This window comes from Sphingobium sp. KKT206 (genome assembly GCF_055640555.1).
Map to the genome: position 1 here is coordinate 1,604,822 of NZ_CM145764.1, position 14,921 is coordinate 1,619,742.

Sequence of the window (14,921 nt, forward strand, 5' to 3'; positions counted from 1 at the left end):
CGCTGCGAGGCACGTGCACGCAGCCTGGCGATCAAGGTCCAAGCCGCAATTTAGATCCCCTCGCTCCTGCTCTCCATCAGCGCGCAACATATCCGTAGCGCCGGTTGCTCGGCGCCGTGCCCTGGGTGAGGTAGCTCGCCTTGAAGTCGTCGAACCGATCGGCCCTGTTCTGCGGCTCGAGGACGAATAGCCGCGATGCGTTACCGCTAAAGATCGCTGCCTTGGTCAGGCCATCCGCCTCGCCCAGCGGAGTGAAGCCATGCACCCGCTGCATCTCCTCGGGGATTTCGAGCCGGCGCAATCCTTCGATCTGCCATTGTGGGGAGCCGGTCCAGACAGCGTCGGTTCCCCAGATAACCCGTTCGGGTCCAAGGCCCTTGATAAGAATGCCGAGCATGGCTGCCGCGACGCGAGGGTCATCGACGATTGTGTTGGCGAAGCTCTGGCCGATGTCAGCATAGACATTGGTCACGCCGTGAGCTTGCGGGATTTCGGCGAGATCGCTGACCCAGGATAGCCGGCCGGTGCTGGAAAACTCCTCCCAGGCTTCCCCGGGCTCACCGCCGACGTGGCGATAACCAGCATGGTAGATGAGAAAGTTGAGCTGCGGCCAATCCCTTGCCGCCTTGGCGACATCGCTTACATCTGCGTAGCGGCGCAAATGCGGATAGCGCTTCTCGAGGGCGGTCGAGAACAGGCCCTTATGGATGCAGATATTGGCGAGGCCCGCCTTCGCCGCCTTCTCGTATAAGGGATAGACAAGCGCTTCGTCGTCAAGCCGCCAGGGTTTGGCGAGATCCTTGTGCGTGTTATCGCCGATCGTATAGCCTTTGAAAGCGTCGGGACGGAGCGCGATGTCCCGATCGATCGCCTCAAGCCAGCCTGGCGCCCCGGGCTGAATGACCGCATGGGCCATGGCGCGGCGCGAGCCGGCCTCGCTGTTAATCCGGTCCCGTGCGTCGATTGCCATCGGATTGGTCAGAAACCAGTCGCGCTCAACCTGCGAGGGCGCACCGGAGATCAGCGCCACCTTGGTGTCGCTGTCGAGGAACATCTCCTTAAACCAATTGTCGAACTTGAGCTGCTCGATCGTTTGCCGCTTGCCCGTTAGCGCCGGGTTCCAGCCTTTCGCGGCTGCGTCTTTGCGCATGTCGACAAAGCGCGTCAGGCGTGTGTCGTCGCGTAGAAAATGCGTGTGCACATCGACGATATGCTGTCCGCGCAACGTAGCAGCGCGCGCCTCGGCCGCGCCTGGTTCGGCGGCTTCCGCCGGATCGACCGCGAAGAGCGGCCCGAACATGCCGTTGATCGCGGCAAAGGCAGCGGCCATCCCACCCGCAGTACGCAAGAAATCCCGGCGGTCTAATCCATGCGATGGCGCGCAGGTATCGGCCATTTCGAGCAGCCGCCATTCTATCGCTCGCTGCCTTTCGGTCTGGGGCACTGGCACAAACTCGTCGCTCGCCACGATCTGCGTGGGGATGGGCAGGTTGGAGCCAAGCTCTTCAGCGCCCAACCGGCGCTTCCCGGGATAGGGAGACAAAGAACGCATATAAGTCCTTGTTCGTCCGATTTCAGACGCGCCCGGTCGTCGAAATCGATCAGGCGTTCCGTACGCAGGAACGAGCCAATCGATCGGCTGGAAACATCTGCAGCTGAGACAGTTAATGTTTTACGCGGGGATGCGGTTCCCGAAAGATGATGGCTGCTCAAGGGCCGTCCAGATTCCCACCATTTCCGGGGGTACCGATGGCCGACAAGCCGATTGTTCTCATCACAGGCGCCGCCGGCAATATCGGCGGTTCGTTGGCGCGCGCGCTTCAGAAGCAGTACGCAGTTGTCGGCCTCGACCGGGAAAGCGGCGACACCAATTATCCTGTCATTGAGGTAGATCTGACCGATGAGAAGAGCGTTGGTGAGGCCCTCGGCGAGATCCGGTCGGAATATGGTCGCCGCATCGCGAGCGTCGTGCACTTGGCAGCCTTTTTTGACTTCAGCGGTCAGGACAAACCGCAATACAAAACAGTGAACGTCGAGGGCAGTCGGAATCTCATGCGCGCCTTGCAACAGTTTGACGTCGAGCAGTTCGTCTATTCAGGAACGATGCTGGTCCATGAAGCAGGCCGTCCGGGCGAGCGTATCGATGAAGGCCGTCCCATCGCGCCGGGCTGGGCCTATCCCAAATCCAAGGCGGAAGCCGAACAGGCCATCAGCGAGGAACGGGGCGACATCCCGGTCGTCTTCCTGCACCTCGCCGGCGTCTATGACGAGCGCACGTCCGTGCCGACCTTCGCCAACCAGATGGCGCGTATCTACGAGCGGGATTTTCAGAGCCATCTTTATTCCGGCGATACCGACGCCGGGCAAGCGATGATCCACCGCGAAGACATGATCGACGCCTTCGTGCGCACCATCGACCGGCGCGACCAGTTGCGGGAAGAAACCGTCATTTTGGTCGGAGAGCCTGATGCAATCGGCTATGACGATCTGCAGGATCGCCTAGGATGCCTCCTCCATGGCGAGGATGACTGGGCCACACTGCGCGTGCCTTCGGCCGTCGCCGGGATTGGCGCTTGGGTGCAGGACAAGGCCGAGCCGGTCATCCCCGATGCGATAGATCACGGCGAACGCCCGTTCATCCAGCCTTTCATGACGCGCATGGCGAGCGATCATTACGCGCTTGATATCCGCCGTGCGCGCGAGTTGCTCGGGTGGGAGCCCAAGCATCGCCTCGCGGACGAGCTGTCCGCTATCGTGGCCGCGCTGAAGGAAGACCCGGCCGCATGGTACGAGGCTAACCGTATTCCACCCCCGGCTTTCGTCACGGAAGCCCACGCGATCGGCGAAGATCCTGAAGAACTGCGCGCAAGCCATGAGCAATGGCGGCGCGCGGCGCATGGCGACACGCGCTGGGCGCATTTCGTGAATATCGCGCTGGGCTGCTGGATTCTGGTTCAACCCGTCATCGTCGAGGTCGAGGAGCCGGCGCTTTTCTGGTCGGAGATCGTACTCGGCGCAGCGCTCATCCTGTTCGCCACGCTATCCTTGTCCTGGCGCCTGGCGTGGGCGCGCTGGGCCAGCGCAGCGGTAGCCGTCGGCATCATGGCAATCCCGTTCCTGTTCTGGACGACCAACCCGGCTGCATTCCTTTCGGACACGCTGGTCGGTGCCTTCGCCTTCGGCCTCGCCGTCGGTACTCGACCCGAGCCGGGAACATCGGTCATTGCCGCGATGACCGGCCCGGACACCCCGCCGGGATGGAGCTACAATCCATCGGGCTGGACTCAGCGGCTGCCGATCATCTTCCTCGCGCTCGTAGGGCTGCTCGTTGCGCGTTACCTCACCGCCTATCAGCTGGAGCAGATCGATGGCGTCTGGGAGCCATTCTTCCCCGGCCAGCCCGAGGATCCCACGAAGAACGGAACGGAGGCGGTGATCACCTCATCGGTGTCCGAAGCCTTCCCGATCCCCGATGCGGCGCTCGGCGGCTACACCTATGCGCTCGAGATCGTCACCGGCATCGTCGGCTCGCGAGCGCGCTGGCGCACCATGCCATGGCTGGTATTCCTGTTCGGCCTGATGATTGCGCCGCTCGGCATCGTCTCGATCCTGTTCGTGATCATCCAGCCGATCGTCATCGGCACCTGGGCGACGCTGACACTCATCGGTGCCGCGGCCATGTTGATCCAGATTCCCTATTCGCTCGACGAGCTGCTCGCCACGATCCAGTTCGTGCGGCGGCGGGCGAAGGCAGGACGACCGTGGCTGCGCGTCTTCCTGTTCGGCGACACCGACGAGGGCGGCCGCGAAGAGCGTTCCGATGAGTTTGAACGCGGTCCGAGGCCGGTGCTCCGCGACATGTGGGCGGGTGGCGTCAATCTGCCTTGGACTCTCACGCTGGCCGCCGTGCTGGCATCTTCGCTTCTGTTCACGCGGCTGACGTTCGGCGCGGGAGGGACGATGGCCGATGCCGATCATCTCATCGGCTTCCTCGCGTTGACGGTGATTTCGCTCGCCGCCGCCGAGGTGGCGCGTCCGCTGCGCTATTGCCTCATCCCGCTAGGCGCCGCACAAATAATCACGCCTTTCCTGTTCGACGCCAATGCAACCCACAGCATTGCTAGCGTCGCCATCGGCCTTCTGCTCATAGCGCTTAGCTTCCGGCGCGGCGCGATCCGGGAGCACTACGGAAATTGGGATCGCTGTATCGTTTGAGCGACGCCTTCTCCATGTGTGTCAGGCCTTGTCTTTTTTCTTTCGGCTGGAGTGGCGCTCATTCGGCTTGATGGGCTCGGTCACCGGTCTCGGCGGGTTTCCTTCCTCCGCAGGCGGGCAGATCATCTCATTTTCTACTTCGCGATTCTTGGGTCTTTTTTCCGGATTGCTCATTCTTTCTCTCCTTGGATGGCCGTGCCGATCGGCGGGGCTGATCGTGATCTCGGCCACCGGAGCGACCTACAGGCTGATCAATGGATCGGTCAGGGCCGCTTGTCCGAAAGCGGCTCGCCACCTTTCTCCTCTTCGAGCAGCACCGCCGCATCGCCCGCCGCCAACAAGCGAACCTGATTGCCCTCGACCCCAGCGACGAGACCGCCCGAGATATAATGGTGATGATCGCTGTGGGAGCCGCTGTCGGCCTTCGTCATTTTGATGCGATCCCCTTCCAGCCTGTCGACCGTCCCGATGTGCACGCCATCGGCACCAATGATTTCCATATGCTCCGCAATTTGGCTCAGATCAGTCATGTCCTTCTCCTATCGTTCGAGTTTTCATCTTTCGATGAACGTGCGAGCCCTTGGATCGGCTGCCTTGGACGCAACGGTTCGGCGCAGAAAATGCCCCTCGCCACTCGGGTCACAGCGGTGCTCGTGGTCAGCTTCCGCGGGATCGAAAATCCGCAGTCGCGGTTGATCAGCATATCGCCCGTAGCCGGAGGTCATTTTGCCGATCACCATCAACCCGGAATGGCAGCAGCTCGCGCTCCATGCCGTAGGCGCGGCTCTATTGTTGATCCTGCTGTTCAACCTTCCCTATGTCGGCCGTCTCTTGCGTTCGCTCTTCTCGTTCGCGCTCCTGGTATTCTGCCTTTTCCTGCTCTTGGAGCAGGCACCCTTCGACCCCACTCTTGCGCGGCTGACGACGAAGCTCGGCCTCGACAGCCAGGAGGTGGTTGGCGAGGAAGTCCGCATCCGAATTGCCCGCGATGGTCATTTCTGGGCGCAGGTGTCAGTCAACGGCATCAAGCGGCGTATGCTTGTCGACAGCGGCGCAACGGTGACCGCGCTATCCCAAACCACCGCCGAGTTGGCGTCGGTCGATCACGGCGTCGGCCTCCTCCCGGTGATCATGCGCACCGCCAATGGCACAGTGCAGGCCGAGACCGGCACGGTCGAGCGGCTGAACCTCGGCAACATCGAGGCCCATAACCTTAAAGTGGTGGTCTCGCCGGCGCTCGGCAATGTTGATGTGCTGGGCATGAACTTCCTGTCGCAACTGGCGTCTTGGCGGATGGAAGACGGGACGCTTATCCTCGTTCCGCGAAATCAACGTCCGGTGGAGCTGGATCAGCGCCGCCAGCCTGACCGAGATGTTGCTGCCTAACGGTCTTCAAGACTGGCGCCATTCAGTTTCACGCACGATTAAGCACTGTCTGTCGATACGAAGCATCCGGCCGTAACAGCTAAATCGTTCAGATCGGTGATCGATCGGTGAAATGTTCCAGAGACGACGGTTGCCCGAGTGCGATCGCCGCCGACCAGCGTCCAGGATCAGTCTCGGCTTCGCCAAAGCCAGGAAAAGGCCGCCAGCCGTCGACGTGATGCTCGAGGATATGCCCGCTAGCCGCGTTCACGAGCGCCAGGCCTCCAGCCACGTCCCAGATATTGGGCCGTTCGAACCATGCCATTTCCAAGATACCGGCTGCGACAAAGGCGCACTCGATCGCGGCGGAGCCTGTCTTTCGCCCATCCCAACCATGGGGAGCGCCGGTGCTCGAATAGGGCTCGCCGCCGAGTCGCCGCCGGATTGCGGGATTGGGCGCATTGTTGAGCGGTGCGCCGTTGAAGCGAAGAGGGCCGCCCATCGCTGCGTGATAGACGCCGGGTTCGAGCGAGTGGCTCGTGCTGCACCAGACCGCGCCTGCGATCGGCTGTCCACGATAGAGAACGCCCACCGACGACGCGAACAGTGGGAAACTGTTGATGAAATTGGCGGTGCCGTCGATCGGATCGACCGCCCACAGAAAATCATGACCCAGGCTAGGCCGGTGATCGATTTCCTCGCCGATGATGTCATGAGCCGGAAAGCATTCACCCAGCCGTTCGCGGATGAGCGTTTCGACCCGGCCGTCAATTTCTGACACTGGATCCTTGAAGCGCGTCGGATCCTCTTCGAGCCCCTTATATTTGATTCGCAACATGCCGCCCAGCGCAGCGCGAATTTCGGCGCCGCCCAGTTGCGCCAACTCGACCGCGATATGTTCAATTTCGGCGAGCAAAGTCGCCTCGGGCTGGAAAGGCTGTTCGTTCATGGAATCTCTCGCGGCTGGAGGATTTTGACTGACGTCGAGCGCACACGAATGTCCACCGTCCCCGACAGAGCTTCATCAGGTGATCGATCGTCCAGTCGAAAGGGGCGCTCCTTCACCGTCATGCGAACCTTCGCGGATCGGCGCGCCGGGATCGGACAAGGGCCGTCATCGGGCCGCTCCGCCCAACGACCCAGGCTATCGCGCTGATCCGGGGTCACGATCACCACGTCGAACAGACCATCGTTCGGCAAAGCGCCGTGTGCCAGCGCCAGACGCGAGCCGGCAAACCCAATGTTCATCACCTCGACCATCAGGCTTTCGCCTTCCCAGGACCAATCTTCCGTCTCAATGATGCAATAGAAAGGCTCGGCCTTGGTGAGGGCTGCCCGGAACGCAGCACGGCCATTGGCTTGCTTCTCGGCCGCGGTGGCCGGCTCCTCCTCTGCTTTATCGGCTGCGTCGGTCAGTACACCGGACCCCAGCGCCTCGACGAAATGCTTGCAACCCCATGGTCCGTCCGCCTCGCATCGATCGAGCCGCGTCCAGGAATCCAGCGACCAGCGTCGCGGTAGATCACGCCATGGCCCGTCAACGCCCAAGGCATGGGCGATATTGTTCGAGCCGCCCAAAGGCAGGATCGCGATCGGACGGTCCGGATCCTCGATTGCCGAGACGACATCGGCGACCGTGCCGTCGCCGCCCGCCGCGATGATAAAATCGACGGGCGTTCGCAGGGCAGCACCCAGATCTTCATTGCCATGGGCGCAATAGACAGTTTCAACGCCCGCATCATAAAGCGCCGCTTCAATTGCCTCACGCGGCTCGGGGTCGGTGCCGGCATTGTCATTGTGAACGAGAAGCGCGCGCATGAAGGCTCCGGTCGGGGCAGTGAACGCCTCAGCCCGTAAAGCGCTGCGAATGTCATATCGTTCCTAGTAGAGGCGGGATCCGCTGGAAGGATAAGAAAATGCGCATCTTGTGCTTTGGGCTGTCCCTGTCGGGCCACCCCTCGTTTCGCAAGCGCTGAAGACCCCAGCCCGTGCCGCCGAGCGTCTGATATCCGATGAAACTGAGCCGCGGCAAACACGTTGATGGACTGTATCGACGTTGGGCGAGGACAACTGATGGCAACTATCCATGCTTCCACTCAGAGGCAGAACGCGCCTCACGAGAAAGCACCCTGGCTCCAGGTCTCCGTGCGGGAATTCCTGCGCCGCCCCAAGCTTGTCGGCTCCGCCCTTCCGGCATCGCGCTATTTGGTCGAAGCGCTGCTGGCGCCTATCGACTGGGCCAATGCGCGGGTGGTCGTTGAATATGGGCCGGGTACCGGACCGCTCTCTCGCGCGCTCCTGGCAAGGATGCCGCGCGACAGCCGCCTGGTTACGATCGATGTCAGTCCTCGTTTCACACGCCATTTGCGGCGAACCATCAACGACCCTCGCTTGCTGGCTGTAACCGGATGCGCATCGTCAGTCCAAGCAGTTCTCGAAAACCATGGCCTTCGATCGGCCGATCTCATCATCACCGGTATCCCGTTTTCGACCATGTCACCAGACGAAGGCGGGCACATACTCGATACCAGTGCGCAGGTTCTGAAAGATGAGGGGATACTTCTCGCATACCAGATGCGCTCGACCATCGCGCCGATGCTTGCTGAGCGCTTCGCGGAAATCCAAAAATCCTATGTCTGGCGGAATATTCCGCCGTGCCATCTGTATTGGGCGCGTTTTCCGATCAAACCGAGAATCATCTGATCGGGCAGTCCGGTCTCGAAAGCAATTCCGAGATGTCCGGTTCGTTGAACGTCTGCCCGTTATCGAGACGCAGGCTGTAGCGCGACTGCTTCTGGCGTAGCGGAAAGAAACTGTCGCAGGACTTCTCGAAGAGGACCCGTGTTCCTATCCCGGCCGGCAAGGGGCGGCAGATCAATTTCGCCTTTTTCGTCTCGGTCAAGAGTCAAGGTGCCAACTTGATCCCAGATATTCTCTTCATTCGTCATCGTGCATACTCCTCAAGCAGCAAGAACGAGGGCCTGATCCAATTTGCTCCCTCAGCCCTGACGAGCTTCCTCGAAAGTCCAGGCCGCGTGCCTTGGTTTCCGAAGGCACTTCGCCATGACACTATTCACTGATCTATGCGTTGGGGAATTGGGCGGCTGCACAAGGAGAAGAACATGCCCCGCGGAGATAAGTCGAGCTATACCGACAAGCAAAAGCGCAAAGCTGAGCATATCGAGGAAGGCTATGAGAAGCGGGGCGTCTCGAAGGATGAAGCTGAAAGCCGCGCCTGGGCTACGGTGAACAAGGAATCCGGGGGTGGCAAGAAATCGGGCTCGGGCCGCGGCAAAAAGGAAAGTCACGAAAGTTCGCGCAAGGGCGGACATATAGGCGGCTCTAGCCAGAGCGCCGAGAAGCGCTCGGCCGCTGCCAAGAAGGGCTGGGAAACTCGTCGCCGCCAAGGGACGGGGTAAGCCATGTCTATCCACAAGATGATCGCCCTTCATCCCGATGTCGGCACTGACTTCAACGAGACGCTCGCGACAGCGGCGCGCCACGCTATGTTCTGCGCCGAGATGTGTACGTCCTGCGCCGACGCCTGCGTGGCTGAGCCCATGGACATGCGGCAATGCATCCGTTCATGCCTCGACTGCGCGGATGTCTGTTCGGCGACCGGGCGGCTTGCCGTTCGCCGCACTGGCCGGAACATCGACGCGCTACGCATCATGCTCGAGACCTGCGCACGGATTTGTGATCTCTGCGCTGAGGAATGCTCCCAGCATGAGCATGAGCATTGCAAGCTATGCGCCGAGATGTGCCGCGAATGCGCTCGGGATTGCCGATCGGCGATCCCGACCGTTCAGTGACGGCCATCCACACGATGCCCGTCACCGGATGGAAGCTCGATAGCGACGAACGCGAGGCCCTGCTTGAGCGGTTTCCGCCCGAGTGGCCGGACGTGATTGCCGACCACATCACGCTCAATGCCGAGGCCAGCGATAACGACGCGCTGCCTGATACCGAACAGGCCGAGATCGTTGGCGGCATCAATGATGGCGAGGGCCTGCAAGCAATGGTGGTGGCGATCGGCGGCTCCACCGACCGGCCTGACGGCAGCACCTATCACATCACTTGGTCGCTCGACCGTGAGCGTGGCCGAAAACCCGTGGAGAGCAACGATGTCATCGCCGCGCGTGGGTGGCGTCCGCTCGACGATCCGGTCCCGATCCGGATCAGGCCTGCCCGGTTCTAGCTCATGCAACTCTATCTAGACTGCGACGGCGTGCTTGCCGATTTTGACCGCGCCGCGGCCGACCTGCTTGGTATGCCCCCGCGCGTCTTCGAGAAGCGTCGTGGCATCGGCGCGTTCTGGCGCGAGCTCGCACGGCATCCGGATTTCTATGGTACACTTCCGCTGATGCCCGATGCGATGCGGCTGTTCGAGGCGGTCCGGCATCTCGCCCCTGTCATCCTGACGGGCTTGCCCCGCGGCAAATGGGCAGCACCGCAAAAGGTGCGATGGGCGGCCGAGCACTTTCCCGACACCCGTATCCTGACAGTGCTGGCCGTCGATAAGCGCAATCACGCACAGCAGGGCGACGTCCTCGTCGACGACCAGCTCAAGCACGCCCATCTCTGGGAAGGCGCGGGCGGCATCTTCGTCCACCATCAGAACGCGGAGAGCACGATTTCCAAGCTTGCGGCGCTTGGCGTGCCGGTCAGCAATCCCCAAGCAGGCAGGCTGCTCGTCGGAAAGCCAGCAGGAGGCGCCGATGGCTGATTACGCGAAACTCCGAGACAGGATGGTCGATACCCATCTTGCGCGGCGCGGCATCCGCGATAAGCGCGTGCTTGAAGCCATGCGCCGCGTGCCGCGCGAGCGGTTCGTCCACGAGGGGTTGGAAGAGTTCGCCTACGAGGATTCCGCGCTTCCGATCGAGGAAGAGCAGACAATCTCGCAGCCGTACATCGTCGCAGCCATGATCGAAGCGGCTGAGATCCAGTCCGGCGACCGAGTGCTCGAGGTCGGCGCTGGCTCGGGCTATGCTGCGGCCGTGCTGGGCCAGGTCGCGGGCAAGGTATTCGCGATCGAGCGCCACACGGCCCTGGCTAAGCTTGCCCGCAGGCGCGTCGCCGCGCTCGGCTATGACAATATTGACGTTCGCATCGGCGATGGCACACACGGCCTTGAAGACGAAGCTCCCTTCGATGCGATTCTGGTGGCAGCCGGCGGCCCCGACGTGCCGCGTGCGCTTAAAGAGCAGCTCGCCATTGGCGGTCATCTCCTTATCCCGGTCGGAGATCCGGGCAGCCAAAAGCTATGCAAGGTGACGCGCGTCAGCGAGGCTCGCTTCGAAGAGGAGAATCTCGGAGCCGTCATGTTCGTTCCACTTGTCGGCGAACATGGCTGGAAGGAGGATGGCAGGCGCTCCGCGAGCAATCATGTGCCCGGCGCCTCGCGCAGCCAGTCGCTCCCCGATATGATCGCCGACGCCGGCGAGGATTTGCCGACGTTCGACGATCCGGGCTTTGGAAAGCTGTTCGACCGCTTCGCGGATCGCCGGGTTGTGTTGCTGGGCGAAGCCAGCCACGGCACGAGCGAATTTTATCAGGCGCGTGCGGCAATCACCCGCCATCTCATCGCCCATCACGGCTTCACGATCGTCGCGGTGGAAGCAGATTGGCCAGACGCGGCGACTATCGATCGCTTTGTGCGTCATCACCCGTATCGCGCCGGGGCCGAAAAGCCGTTCCAGCGCTTCCCAACCTGGATGTGGCGCAACACCGACATCCAGACGTTGATCGATTGGCTGCATGATCACAATGGAGCGATCGATGAAATGGAAGCACGCGCCGGGTTCTATGGCCTCGACATCTACAACATGTCGGGCTCGATCGGGGCGGTGCTCGACTACCTCGACCGGATCGATCCCGAGGCCGCCAAGGTCGCCCGCGAGCGCTATGGCTGTCTGACGCCGTGGCAGAGTGATCCGGCAACTTATGGTCGAGCTGCGCTATCGCGCGGCTATGCCCAGTGCGAAAAGGCGGTCATCGATCAATGCCGCGACCTGCTGCGCAAGCGCCTCGACTATGTAAAAGACGATGGTGACGCCTTTCTGGATGCAGCCCAGAACGCGCGTCTGATCGCCTCCGCCGAGCGCTATTACCGGATCATGTATTATGGCGGCGCGGAGAGCTGGAATCTGCGTGATACGCATATGTTCGAGACTCTGCAGAATTTGCTGGAAGCGAAAGGCCCCAAGGCAAAGGCAATCGTGTGGGCTCACAACAGCCATATTGGCGACGCGCGCTTCACGGATATGGGCATCTCGCGCGATGAGCTCAATATCGGTCAGCTTTGTCGAGAGACGTTCGGCCACGACGCGGCGCTGATCGGCCTCGGGACCCACACCGGCACCGTGGCGGCGGCAACGGATTGGGATGGTGACATGGAAGTGAAGCGGGTCAACCCCTCCCGTCCGGATAGCTATGAGCGACAGTTCCATGACAGCGGCAAGGCCCGGTTCTTGCTCGATCTTTCGCCCGGCAAGCACGAGGCGCTGCGCCGGCGGCTGGACGAAGCCCGGCTCGAGCGGTTCATCGGCGTTATCTATCGACCCGACACCGAGCTTTGGAGCCATTATAGCCAAGCCGTCCTGCCCGAACAATTTGACGCCTTCGTCTGGTTCGACGAGACGCAGGCAGTCACGCCACTCGGCCCTGAACATCATCGCGGCGTGCCCGAAACCTATCCGTTCGGCGAGTAGCTGTGCCGATCGGTTCGATCGGTGCCGGTTCACAGCGCGCAACATTCAGCTGTCCGCAGGACTCAGGGCAGAGCGTACGGAAACCCAGGAGAAGGCGTCCTGATGAGAATGGGAATTCATGGCTAGCACATCCGGATCGTTGCGCCGGACAATAAGGGCGGCGGGCGGCCTGCCTCGATTTCGATAGAGTCGAAGCCCTCTTAATTCGATTAGCCGCTTTGATTCTGAGCATCGCGGTCCTGCTCTTTGCGGCAACCTGACTGAGCTATCAAAAGGTGAATGCCAGTAGTTTCGCTCGGCCCGCATCGGCTCTCCGGCCAAACGTCGATGTAGTTGGGAGATGTTCGCCAAGATGAACATTAGAAACCAATACGCCGCTTTACCCTACCAGGTGCAAGCAAATGACGAGTGGCAGGTGCTGCTCGTCACATCGCGCAGACGCGGGCGATGGATTATCCCCAAGGAGTGGCCGAAAAAGAATCGTAAGCCCCATCGCGCGGCGGCCGTTGAGGCTTTTGAAGAAGCCGGTGTCATCGGCACGATAGAAAAATGTCCGATCGGTGCCTATCGATATGAGAAACGCCTAGGAAAAGGTTCTACTGTGCCGTGCTGTGTTACGGTCTTTCCTCTTACCGTTGAAACCGTCCTGGGCAACTGGCCAGAGGCTGGAGAGCGGAAACGGCGGTGGTGCGAACCTCAAGATGCCGCCGATCTGGTCGATGAGCCGGGTCTTGCACGGATATTGCGGTCCTTCGGTCTCCCTCCGCAATAGCCCCAAGACCCTCTTTGCCGCGCCGTTTTGCGATCCCGGATCAAAGCAGCGGGTCGGCTAATATGCCTATCAATCCAGGCCACTGGCACACCTGCCAGTTCGCCCCTGCCGCAGAACTGGACCGTGGGCAGGATCGCTTTGACGGCAGCAGCCAGAATAAGGCCTCCAGAAATGGCGCTATCCCCTGGATCGAAAGTCTGTGCCTAGATCGCCGGAAAGGGATGGCCGCTCCCTTTACTGCGACAAGCGCCCGCATAGCCGGGAACGGCTGCCCCGCTTCATCGGTTTTCACTTACAATAGGAGACAGACCATGGCCAATGATGCAATCCCACAGACCAACCCCCGCGCGAACGCTTCCGACGAGGCGATCCGTAATGCCGATGCACAGTCTACCCCATCGCAGCAAGGATCAGCCGGTGGCGACATGGCCCGCAAGGTCGGGCAACGGGATGAGCGGAAGGCGGCGGAAGGCGGCGATCCGCTACCGACAAGCGTCGACGGTCGCGACAAGCCAGAGGGCGGCGACATGCCCACCCGCCTTCAGACCCGTGAGTGATAGAACGGAGCCTAACACTGCTAGAAAGTTAGGCGCAGCCGATTAGCTCCTGCCCTAACTTGCCCTGGTGCCCAGCTTTCCACCGGAAAGGCCTTGGCGATTGTGCGCTCGACGAAAGCATGGCGAGGATGTGGCGGCCGGGTTCTCACCCGGCCGCCTGGCTAGTCAGTAGGGATAATTGACGCCGTAGTAGCCGTAGACCTCTCGGCCATAGTCGCGGTCGAAAGTCGGCTCATTGTCACTCGCGTAACGCGGCGCTTTTTCCAGCACGGTCTTGTCGAGATCAACGACATAGCCGCCCTGATCGGTCTCGTAGGTGAGCACGTTCCAAGGCAGCGGATAATAGTCGCTCGCAAGACCGAACAAGCCCCCAAACTGCAACACGGCATATTCGGCTTGACCTGAGCGCTTATCGACCATGAAATTGTAGATCGAACCGAGTTTCTCGCCTTCGCGATTGTAGACCGTTGTACCTTCGACTTTGTTGGACGCGATCAATCGATTGGTTTCGTCGGTGGCAACCTGGGTATCAGCCATGGCATGTTCCTTAGAAATAAAGTGAAGCGTTCGGGTACAACGTCGCCAACGTCGAAGCTGTCCCGCCGATCTCGCCCCGAACGCGAAGCGATCGTCAGAGCGGGCACAAAATCGGATCGGCCGGGGAATGACGGAAGCGGCAGCAACATGAACCGCATCGCTCCAAATGCGCCCTTTCCGTGGGCGTACAACACATCCCGGAACCGCTGGCTGATTTAATATGGGAACCGCATGTCGAGGTTGCGGTTCTAGTTGGGAGTTGTCCGTCCATGATCGGCGGCCATCACGGCCGTCGTGCAACGACAGTCTCACAAAAAAACCTGGGCAGTGACCCATGCCGTCGAACCACATCGTGATTACAGGCGCATCGAGCGGGATCGGGCAAGCTACCGCCCTTCGCTTCGCAGCGGGCGGCGCTCCCTTTTGCTCGCAGCGCGCGGAACCACTGCCCTCGAATTGGTCGCACACCAATGCCGTGAGGCCGGTGGGTGGTGCAGACCGATGTTACCGACTCTGCGCAAGTCCAAACATTGGCCGAGCTTGGGCAGATCGATCTCTGGTTCAGCAATGTCGGTGTCGCGGCTGTAGGACTGTTCCAAGAAACGCCGATCGAGGCGCATTCCCGGATCGTCGATTCCAATCTGATGGGTCACATCAACGATGCGTGCCGTGGTACCCAGGCCGCGGCACCTTCGTCAACATGATCTCGCTCGGCGGGTTTGCCGCCGCGCCTTATGCAGTCGCCTACAGTGCCAGCAAGTT

The 14,921-nt window shown here is 61.1% G+C and carries 19 protein-coding genes and 1 pseudogene; 13 read left to right on the forward strand and 7 right to left on the reverse strand.

From position 1 onward, the window contains the following. Positions 1-76: 76 nt before the first annotated feature. Positions 77-1,225, reverse strand: a complete 1,149-nt coding sequence (locus ACZ2HM_RS07500) for an amidohydrolase family protein (RefSeq protein WP_470426652.1) — start codon at positions 1,223-1,225, stop codon at positions 77-79. Here ACZ2HM_RS07500 and ACZ2HM_RS07505 point away from each other — a divergent pair. Both ACZ2HM_RS07505 and ACZ2HM_RS07510 read left to right on the forward strand, forming a co-directional pair. Next, positions 1,196-1,366, forward strand: coding sequence for a hypothetical protein (locus tag ACZ2HM_RS07505; protein WP_470426653.1), 171 nt, complete (start codon positions 1,196-1,198; stop codon positions 1,364-1,366). The two genes, ACZ2HM_RS07500 and ACZ2HM_RS07505, sit on opposite strands and share 30 nt — an antisense overlap. Positions 1,367-1,749: 383 nt before the next feature. Next, the gene (locus ACZ2HM_RS07510) at positions 1,750-4,215 is read left to right on the forward strand and encodes an NAD-dependent epimerase/dehydratase family protein (RefSeq protein WP_470426654.1); all 2,466 of its coding nucleotides are present in this window, start codon (positions 1,750-1,752) and stop codon (positions 4,213-4,215) included. A 21-nt stretch (positions 4,216-4,236) separates the two neighbouring features. Here the strand turns inward: ACZ2HM_RS07510 and ACZ2HM_RS07515 are convergent, their stop codons facing one another. Together ACZ2HM_RS07515 and ACZ2HM_RS07520 are read right to left on the reverse strand one after the other, a co-directional pair. Continuing rightward, positions 4,237-4,389: a hypothetical protein gene (locus ACZ2HM_RS07515; RefSeq protein WP_470426655.1), complete on the reverse strand. Its 153-nt coding sequence runs from the start codon at positions 4,387-4,389 to the stop codon at positions 4,237-4,239. Between the two features lie 89 nt (positions 4,390-4,478). Then, positions 4,479-4,745 carry a DUF2171 domain-containing protein gene (locus ACZ2HM_RS07520; protein ID WP_470426656.1) on the reverse strand — a complete coding sequence of 89 codons (267 nt, stop codon included), beginning with the start codon at positions 4,743-4,745 and terminating at the stop codon, positions 4,479-4,481. 196 nt (positions 4,746-4,941) lie between these two features. On the opposite strand from ACZ2HM_RS07520, the gene ACZ2HM_RS07525 reads away from it, so the two are divergent. Further along, positions 4,942-5,601 carry a retropepsin-like aspartic protease family protein gene (locus ACZ2HM_RS07525; RefSeq protein WP_470426657.1) on the forward strand — a complete coding sequence of 220 codons (660 nt, stop codon included), beginning with the start codon at positions 4,942-4,944 and terminating at the stop codon, positions 5,599-5,601. Between the two features lie 88 nt (positions 5,602-5,689). Here ACZ2HM_RS07525 and ACZ2HM_RS07530 read toward each other — a convergent pair whose 3' ends face one another. Beyond that, entirely contained in the window at positions 5,690-6,529 is an 840-nt protein-coding gene (locus ACZ2HM_RS07530) for an inositol monophosphatase family protein (protein ID WP_470426658.1), read from the reverse strand. Beyond that, positions 6,526-7,398 (reverse strand): diacylglycerol/lipid kinase family protein, encoded by an 873-nt coding sequence (locus tag ACZ2HM_RS07535; protein WP_470426659.1) that lies wholly within the window; start codon positions 7,396-7,398, stop codon positions 6,526-6,528. The genes ACZ2HM_RS07530 and ACZ2HM_RS07535 overlap by 4 nt, the downstream gene beginning before the upstream one ends. A gap of 255 nt (positions 7,399-7,653) precedes the next feature. Here ACZ2HM_RS07535 and ACZ2HM_RS07540 point away from each other — a divergent pair, with 255 nt between their 5' ends. Next, entirely contained in the window at positions 7,654-8,283 is a 630-nt protein-coding gene (locus ACZ2HM_RS07540; protein WP_470426660.1) for a class I SAM-dependent methyltransferase, read from the forward strand. On the opposite strand, the gene ACZ2HM_RS07545 is transcribed toward ACZ2HM_RS07540, so the two are convergent. Next, positions 8,276-8,482 carry a hypothetical protein gene (locus ACZ2HM_RS07545; RefSeq protein ID WP_470426661.1) on the reverse strand — a complete coding sequence of 69 codons (207 nt, stop codon included), beginning with the start codon at positions 8,480-8,482 and terminating at the stop codon, positions 8,276-8,278. The two genes, ACZ2HM_RS07540 and ACZ2HM_RS07545, sit on opposite strands and share 8 nt — an antisense overlap. A gap of 220 nt (positions 8,483-8,702) precedes the next feature. Between ACZ2HM_RS07545 and ACZ2HM_RS07550 the strand changes: the two genes are divergently transcribed. From ACZ2HM_RS07550 to ACZ2HM_RS07580, 7 genes are all read left to right on the forward strand, one after another. Then, positions 8,703-8,999: a plasmid stabilization protein gene (locus ACZ2HM_RS07550; protein ID WP_470426662.1), complete on the forward strand. Its 297-nt coding sequence runs from the start codon at positions 8,703-8,705 to the stop codon at positions 8,997-8,999. A gap of 102 nt (positions 9,000-9,101) precedes the next feature. Beyond that, positions 9,102-9,392, forward strand: coding sequence for a four-helix bundle copper-binding protein (locus ACZ2HM_RS07555; protein WP_470426814.1), 291 nt, complete (start codon positions 9,102-9,104; stop codon positions 9,390-9,392). Beyond that, complete coding sequence (locus ACZ2HM_RS07560; protein WP_470426663.1) at positions 9,362-9,778, forward strand: hypothetical protein; 417 nt, start codon at positions 9,362-9,364, stop codon at positions 9,776-9,778. Before ACZ2HM_RS07555 ends, ACZ2HM_RS07560 begins: the two co-directional genes overlap by 31 nt. Before the next feature lie 3 nt (positions 9,779-9,781). Then, a complete protein-coding gene (locus ACZ2HM_RS07565; protein WP_470426664.1) occupies positions 9,782-10,306 on the forward strand; it encodes a hypothetical protein in 525 nt (174 codons plus the stop codon). Continuing rightward, positions 10,299-12,293, forward strand: coding sequence for a protein-L-isoaspartate(D-aspartate) O-methyltransferase (locus ACZ2HM_RS07570; RefSeq protein ID WP_470426665.1), 1,995 nt, complete (start codon positions 10,299-10,301; stop codon positions 12,291-12,293). Before ACZ2HM_RS07565 ends, ACZ2HM_RS07570 begins: the two co-directional genes overlap by 8 nt. A gap of 340 nt (positions 12,294-12,633) precedes the next feature. Further along, entirely contained in the window at positions 12,634-13,065 is a 432-nt protein-coding gene (locus ACZ2HM_RS07575; RefSeq protein ID WP_470426666.1) for an NUDIX hydrolase, read from the forward strand. 311 nt (positions 13,066-13,376) lie between these two features. After that, a complete protein-coding gene (locus ACZ2HM_RS07580; protein WP_470426667.1) occupies positions 13,377-13,622 on the forward strand; it encodes a hypothetical protein in 246 nt (81 codons plus the stop codon). A 165-nt stretch (positions 13,623-13,787) separates the two neighbouring features. Here the strand turns inward: ACZ2HM_RS07580 and ACZ2HM_RS07585 are convergent, their stop codons facing one another. Further along, positions 13,788-14,159: a PRC-barrel domain-containing protein gene (locus tag ACZ2HM_RS07585; protein ID WP_470426668.1), complete on the reverse strand. Its 372-nt coding sequence runs from the start codon at positions 14,157-14,159 to the stop codon at positions 13,788-13,790. Between the two features lie 488 nt (positions 14,160-14,647). Between ACZ2HM_RS07585 and ACZ2HM_RS07590 the strand changes: the two genes are divergently transcribed. After that, the gene (locus ACZ2HM_RS07590; protein WP_470426669.1) at positions 14,648-14,863 is read left to right on the forward strand and encodes a hypothetical protein; all 216 of its coding nucleotides are present in this window, start codon (positions 14,648-14,650) and stop codon (positions 14,861-14,863) included. After that, positions 14,860-14,910: pseudogene (locus ACZ2HM_RS07595) on the forward strand (hypothetical protein); the annotation flags it as partial. The gene ACZ2HM_RS07590 and the pseudogene ACZ2HM_RS07595, both read left to right, overlap by 4 nt. Between the last annotated feature and the right edge of the window lie 11 nt (positions 14,911-14,921).